Here is a 6,783-nt window from a genome sequence, read left to right on the forward strand (position 1 = left end):
GGGCATGAAGGGGCTTTCGGCGCCGAAGATCGGCGGCAAGCTGTCGCTGAGGGCGTCGATCACCGGCGAGGTGGTGATGGAAGGCGTCGAGGTCGGCGAAGACGCGCTGCTGCCCAACGCAAAAGGCCTTGGCGGACCGTTCGGCTGCCTCAACCGGGCTCGCTTCGGCATTTCCTGGGGCTCGATGGGCGCCGCCGAGGATTGCTGGCACCGCGCCCGCCAATACGGTCTCGATCGCAAGCAGTTCGGCAAGCCGCTGGCCGGCACGCAGCTCTACCAGAAGAAGCTGGCGGATATGCAGACCGAGATCGCGCTTGGGCTGCAGGCATCCTTGCGCGTCGGGCGACTGCTGGATGAAGGCAAGATGGCGCCGGAAATGATCTCGATCGTCAAGCGCAACAATTGCGGCAAGGCGCTCGACATCGCCCGCCAGGCCCGCGACATGCATGGCGGCAACGGCATCCAGATCGGCTACCACGTCATGCGTCACGCGCAGAACCTGGAGACGGTCAACACCTATGAAGGCACGCATGACGTGCATGCGCTGATCCTGGGACGGGCGCAGACGGGGATACAGGCGTTTTTCTGAGCCGGCAACCGTTGCTTAAATTAGGTGCACCGCAACATCTCTGCTTGGAGAATGGTCGCCAGATGTGTCAGGGTTCAGCGAAATCGTTTGAAACGCTGAATTCCGGGGCTCCATGGCAATTCTGGCAGCTGTCTACCACCTGACCCACTACAAGTACGACCGGCCGGTGGTTCTCGGGCCCCAGATCATCAGGCTGCAGCCGGCGCCGCATTCCCGCACCAAGGTGCTGAGCCATTCGCTCAAGGTCGAGCCGGCCAACCACTTCGTCAATCTGCAGCAGGACCCCTACGGCAACTTCCTAGCCCGCTTCGTCTTTCCGGAGCCGGTGACGGAGTTGAAGATCGAGGTCGACCTCGTCGCTGACATGACAGTCTACAATCCGTTCGATTTCTTCGTCGAGCCGTCGGCCGAGGCATTTCCATTCGAGTATCCGGAAGAAATCCGCGACGATCTCGCCATCTATCGCACGCCGGAACCGGCGGGACCGCTGCTGTCGGCGCTGCTGAACACCATCGATCGCAGCGCAGCCAACACCGTCAATTTCCTAGTCGACCTCAATGCGCGGCTGCAGCGCGAGATCGCCTATATCGTGCGCATGGAAACCGGGGTGTTCTCGCCGGAAGAGACCTTGGCCGCAAAAAAGGGGTCATGCCGGGATTCGAGCTGGCTGCTGGTGCAGATCCTGCGCAATCTCGGCATCGCCGCGCGCTTCGTTTCCGGCTATCTGGTCCAGTTGAAGCCCGATCTGGTGGCGCTCGATGGTCCAGCCGGAACCGCGGTCGACTTCACCGATCTGCATGCCTGGTGCGAGGTCTATCTTCCCGGCGCCGGCTGGATCGGCTTCGATCCGACCTCGGGCCTGCTCACCGGCGAAAGCCATGTGCCGCTGGCCGCCACGCCGCATTTCCGCAACGCGGCTCCCATTTCCGGCATGGCAAGCTTCGCCAATGTCGAATTCGGCTTCGAGATGCGGGTCGACCGCATCGCCGAACATCCGCGCATCACCAAGCCATTTTCGGACGAAAGCTGGCAGGCCCTTGATGCGTTGGGCAACAAGGTCGATGCAGCGCTTGCCGGCGGCGACGTGCGGCTGACGATGGGCGGCGAGCCGACTTTCGTGTCGATCGACGATTTCGAGTCGGCCGAGTGGAACACCGCCGCCGTCGGTCCCACCAAGCGCGAAAAGGCGGACGAACTGATCCGTAAACTGCGCGAGCGCTTCGCGCCCGGCGGCTTTCTCCACTACGGCCAGGGCAAATGGTATCCGGGCGAAAGCCTGCCGCGCTGGACCTTTTCGCTCTACTGGCGTGCCGACGGCCAGCCAGTGTGGAGCGATCCGTCCCTGATCGCACGCGAAAAGAGCGAGGCCGATATCGGCCCGAAGCAGGCCGAAAGCCTGCTCACCGCGATTGCCGGCGAACTCGGCATCGACAAGACCATGGTCAGCGAAGCCTATGAGGATCCGGCCGAATGGCTGCTCAAGGAAGGCAAGCTGCCCGACAATGTCGATCCGTCCAACTCCAGGCTGGAGGATCCGGAAGAACGCAGCCGCATGGCGAAAGTGTTCGAACGCGGGCTGACCAAACCGTCCGGCTATGTGCTCCCTGTCCAGCGTTGGAACAGCCAGGCATCGGATCCGCGCTGGCGCTCGGAAAAATGGAAGACGCGGCGCGGCCGGCTGTTCCTGGTACCCGGCGATTCACCCGTCGGCTACCGCCTGCCACTCGGCACGTTGCCCTATGTGCCGCCGGAGCAATTCCCCTACATCGTGCCGGTCGATCCGTCGCTGCCACGCGGACCGCTGCCCGCGCGTGAAGCCATCCTGTCCTCGGCGGCTCCGGCTGAACTGGAAGGCGCCGACGAGATGGCGCGCCGCCAGCAAGCGGCATCGTTCACCGCTGCGACCGGCCAGCAGGACCGGGTCGAACAAGAGATCACCGAGATCGGCGGCGCGGTGCGCACCGCGCTTTCGGTCGAGCCGCGCGATGGGCGGCTTTGCGTGTTCATGCCGCCGGTCGAGGCGCTGGAAGACTATCTCGAACTGGTCGCTGCTGCCGAGAACGCGGCGAAGGCGATCGGCCTTCCCGTGCATATCGAGGGCTACGGCCCGCCTCACGATCCGCGCCTCAACGTCATCCGCGTCGCGCCTGATCCCGGCGTCATCGAGGTCAACATCCATCCTGCTTCCAACTGGCAGGATTGCGTGGCGACGACGACGGCGATCTATGAGGAAGCGCGGCAGACACGGCTTGGCGCCGACAAGTTCATGATTGACGGCCGCCACACCGGCACCGGCGGCGGCAACCATGTCGTGGTCGGCGGTGCGACACCCAATGACAGCCCCTTCCTGCGAAGGCCGGACCTGCTGAAGAGCCTGGTGCTGCAATGGCAGCGCCATCCGTCGCTGTCCTATCTGTTCTCCGGCCTGTTCATCGGGCCGACCAGCCAGGCGCCACGCTTCGACGAGGCGCGTCACGACTCGCTCTACGAGCTTGAGATCGCGATGGCGCAGGTACCGCATCCGGACCAGGGCAACGCACCCTTGCCATGGCTGGTCGACCGGCTGTTCCGCAATTTGTTGACCGACGTCACCGGCAATACGCATCGTTCGGAAATCTGCATCGACAAACTGTTTTCGCCGGACGGACCGACCGGTCGGCTGGGACTGGTCGAATTCCGCGGCTTCGAGATGCCGCCCAATGCACGCATGAGCCTCGCGCAGCAACTGCTTGTCAGGGCGATCATTGCCCGTGCCTGGAAGAGCCCGCTCGATGGCCGCTTCGTGCGCTGGGGCACCTCACTGCACGATCGTTTCATGCTGCCGCATTATGTCTGGGCCGATTTCCTCGACGTGCTCGACGACCTCAAGCTCAACGGCTTCGAATTCAGGCCCGAATGGTTCGACGCCCAGCTCGAATTCCGCTTCCCCTTCTGCGGTCAGGTTCAGCATGCCGGCATCAAGCTGGAACTGCGGCAGGCGCTCGAACCCTGGCATGTCATGGGCGAGCAAGGCGCGATCGGCGGCACCGTGCGTTTCGTCGATTCCTCGGTCGAACGGCTGCAGATCAAGACCGAAGGGCTGAACCCGGAGCGTCACGCAGTTGTCTGCAACGGCCGCATCGTGCCTATGAAGGTCACCGACAATCGCGAAGTGGCGGTGGCGGGCGTCCGCTTCAAGGCCTGGCAGCCGGCATCGGGCCTGCATCCGGCGCTGCCGGTCAACACGCCGCTGGTCTTCGACATCTATGACCGCTGGTCGGGACGTGCGGTCGGCGGCTGCGTCTACCACGTCGCCCATCCCGGCGGGCGCAATTACGACACCTTTCCGGTCAATGGCAACGAGGCGGAAGCTCGGCGGCTCGCCCGCTTCGAACCGCGCGGCCATACGCCATCCGCCTATGTGATCCGTGAAGAACAACCGGCGGAAGATTTCCCGATGACCCTTGACCTTCGGCGGCCGGCAAGACTCTGATCAGCGATGGCAAAGGGGAATCACAAGAGGGGACGCGGCAAGCCGCAGACCCACAGCCTGCTGGAGCACTACCAGCCGATCGACGGCGTCGTCGACGAGATGGTCGATGCGTCAGGCAATCCTCGCCCGGCCTGGAAGCATTTTGTCGAGGCGCTCGAGGAACTTGGCGCTGAAAAGCTCGGCCAGCGCTTTGCCCGCGCCGACCAATATCTGCGCGATGCCGGCGTTTATTACCGCGTCTATGACAAGGCCGGTGCCAATGAGCGCGAATGGCCACTGGCGCATGTCCCGGTTCTCATCGAGGAGAGCGAGTGGGCGGCGATCAGCGCCGGCCTCGTGCAGCGCGCCGACCTGTTCGAGGAAACCATCGCCGATATCTACGGGCCGAACCGGCTGGTCGAGAAAGGCATCCTGCCGGCGGGATTGATCGCCGCCAGCCCCGAATATTTGCGGCCTGTCGTCGGCACCAGGCCGGCGGGCGGCCACTTCCTGCATTTCTGCGCCTTCGAACTCGGCCGCGGACCTGACGGCCAGTGGTGGGTGCTGGGCGATCGTACGCAGGCGCCGTCCGGCGCCGGTTTCGCACTGGAAAACCGCGTCGCCACCACACGCGCGCTGTCCGACATCTATGGCGAGATGCATGTGCACCGCCTTGCAGGCTTTTTCCGCCGTTTTCGCGACGCGCTGATCGGCATGGCCAAGGAGACCGACGGCCGCGTCGCCATCCTGACGCCGGGGCCGCTCAACGAAACTTATTACGAGCACGCCTACATCGCCCGCTACCTCGGCATCATGCTGCTCGAAGGCGAGGATTTGACCGTCTCCGGCAGCCGGCTGATGGTGCGCACGGTTTCCGGCCTGATGCCGATCAGCGTGTTGTGGCGGCGGCTCGACGCCGCCTTCGCCGACCCGCTGGAACTGCGCCCGGATTCGCAGATCGGCACGCCGGGCCTGGTCGAGGCGATCCGCCAGGGCGCGGTTGCTACCGTCAATGCACTGGGCTCCGGCCTGATGGAGACGCGCGCGCTGCTTGCCTTCCTGCCCAAGATTTCACGGGCCTTGCGGGGCGAGGAATTGCTGCTGCCAAGTGTCGCGACATGGTGGTGTGGGCAAGCTACCGAGCGCGCGCATGTGCTGGCCAATATCGATCGCATGGTGATCGGGCCGGCGCTGTCGACGAGGCTTGCCTTCGAGGACGACGATTCGACGAAGCTAGGCTCGGCTCTGTCGGCCGGTGAGCGGGCGGAACTGGTGGCGCGCATTGAACGTGACGGCGGCGATTTCGTCGGCCAGGAAGCGGTGACGCTTTCGACGACGCCCGTCTATGTCGGCGGCTGGCTGGAGCCGCGGCCAGCGAGCCTGCGCGTCTACCTGGCGCGAACGCCGGAAGGCTGGACGGTGATGCCGGGCGGTTTTGCCCGTATCGGCCTGTCGCTCGACCCGACGGCGATCGCCATGCAGCGTGGCGGCCAGGCGGCGGATGTCTGGGTTGTCAGCGACAAACCGGTGGAGCGCGAGACGCTGCTGCCGCAAGAAGGCGACAGTTTCAGCCGCACCAGGCCCGGCAGCCTGCCCAGTCGCGCGGCGGAGAACCTGACCTGGCTCGGCCGCTATATCGAGCGCTCGGAAGACACGGTGCGTATCCTGCGCGCCTACCATGTGCGGCTGGCCGAAACCTCCGACCCGGATATGCCGCTGCTCGCCGACATCAGGGATTATCTCGAACCTTTCGGCATCGATGTGGAGACAGCGATCCCGTCAGGGCTGATCGGCACGCTGGATAGTGCGGTCTACAGCGCCGGGCAGATCCGCGACCGCTTCTCGCCCGATGGCTGGCTGGCGCTGAAGGACCTGTCGAAAACCATCCATCAGTTCGCAACGACGGTCGCGCCCGGCGACGACGCGACCCGGGCGATGACAGTCATCCTGCGTAAGCTCGCCGGCTTTTCCGGCCTGCTGCACGAGAACATGTACCGCTTCGCCGGTTGGCGCTTCCTCGAGATCGGCCGCCGGCTGGAGCGCGGTATCCAGATCTCCCGCACGCTGTCGCGGCTGACCAGCGCCAAGGCGCCGGACGGCGCGCTGGACATGATGCTGGAGATCGGCGACAGCGTGATGACCCATCGCCGCCAATATCCGGTGCAGGCCGGTCGGCGCACGGTGATCGACCTGCTGGCGCTCGATCCGCTCAATCCGCGCTCGATCCTGTTCCAGCTCGAAAGGCTGAAAGCCGAAATCGGCCTGTTGGCGTCACTCGGCGGCGAGGGACAAATGTCGCCGGCGGCGAAGGAAATCCTGCAGCTCAACACCCAGATCGCCATCAAGGAGCCTTCGGATATGACGGCAAAGGCGCTGGACGACCTCGCCTTTGAAATCGGCGGCCTCTACAACAGCCTCGCCAAAGCCTATTTCGGCTAAGCAGGTTCCGCAAAAGTGTCGCACGGTTTTGCGACAAGAACCTGCGCAAAGGCAGAAAAATAGAACATGCTCTACGACATCAGGCTTCATCTGCATTACGATTACGCTGCAGCGGCCGGCGGCGGTCGTCATCAGGTGCGCGTACTGCCGTCGACGATATTAGGCGTGCAGCGTGTCATCGCCGCATCCCTGTCCTTTGCGCCGGCACCCAACGAACGTTCCGACTTTTCCGATTTCTTCGGCAACAACGTCACCTCGATCGCCTTTCGCGACGCGCATGACGCGCTCGACATCAGGATGAGCG

The 6,783-nt window shown here is 64.2% G+C and carries 4 protein-coding genes; all 4 read left to right on the forward strand.

Annotation, left to right across the window (positions count from 1 at the left end; translation table 11 throughout):
- Window positions 1–589 (forward strand): acyl-CoA dehydrogenase family protein (locus EOB59_RS21760; RefSeq protein WP_281061729.1); only part of this gene is annotated, 589 nt, incomplete at its 5' end.
- A 112-nt stretch (window positions 590–701) separates the two neighbouring features.
- Complete coding sequence (locus EOB59_RS21765; RefSeq protein ID WP_128289210.1) at window positions 702–4,061, forward strand: transglutaminase family protein; 3,360 nt, start codon at window positions 702–704, stop codon at window positions 4,059–4,061.
- Between the two features lie 6 nt (window positions 4,062–4,067).
- Entirely contained in the window at window positions 4,068–6,479 is a 2,412-nt protein-coding gene (locus EOB59_RS21770; protein ID WP_128289211.1) for a circularly permuted type 2 ATP-grasp protein, read from the forward strand.
- A gap of 66 nt (window positions 6,480–6,545) precedes the next feature.
- Window positions 6,546–6,783, forward strand: a 238-nt coding sequence (locus tag EOB59_RS36550) for a transglutaminase N-terminal domain-containing protein (protein ID WP_281061730.1), incomplete at its 3' end; no start/stop codon positions are given.

Source organism: Mesorhizobium sp. M7A.F.Ca.MR.176.00.0.0, assembly GCF_004023165.1.
Lineage (GTDB): Bacteria > Pseudomonadota > Alphaproteobacteria > Rhizobiales > Rhizobiaceae > Mesorhizobium.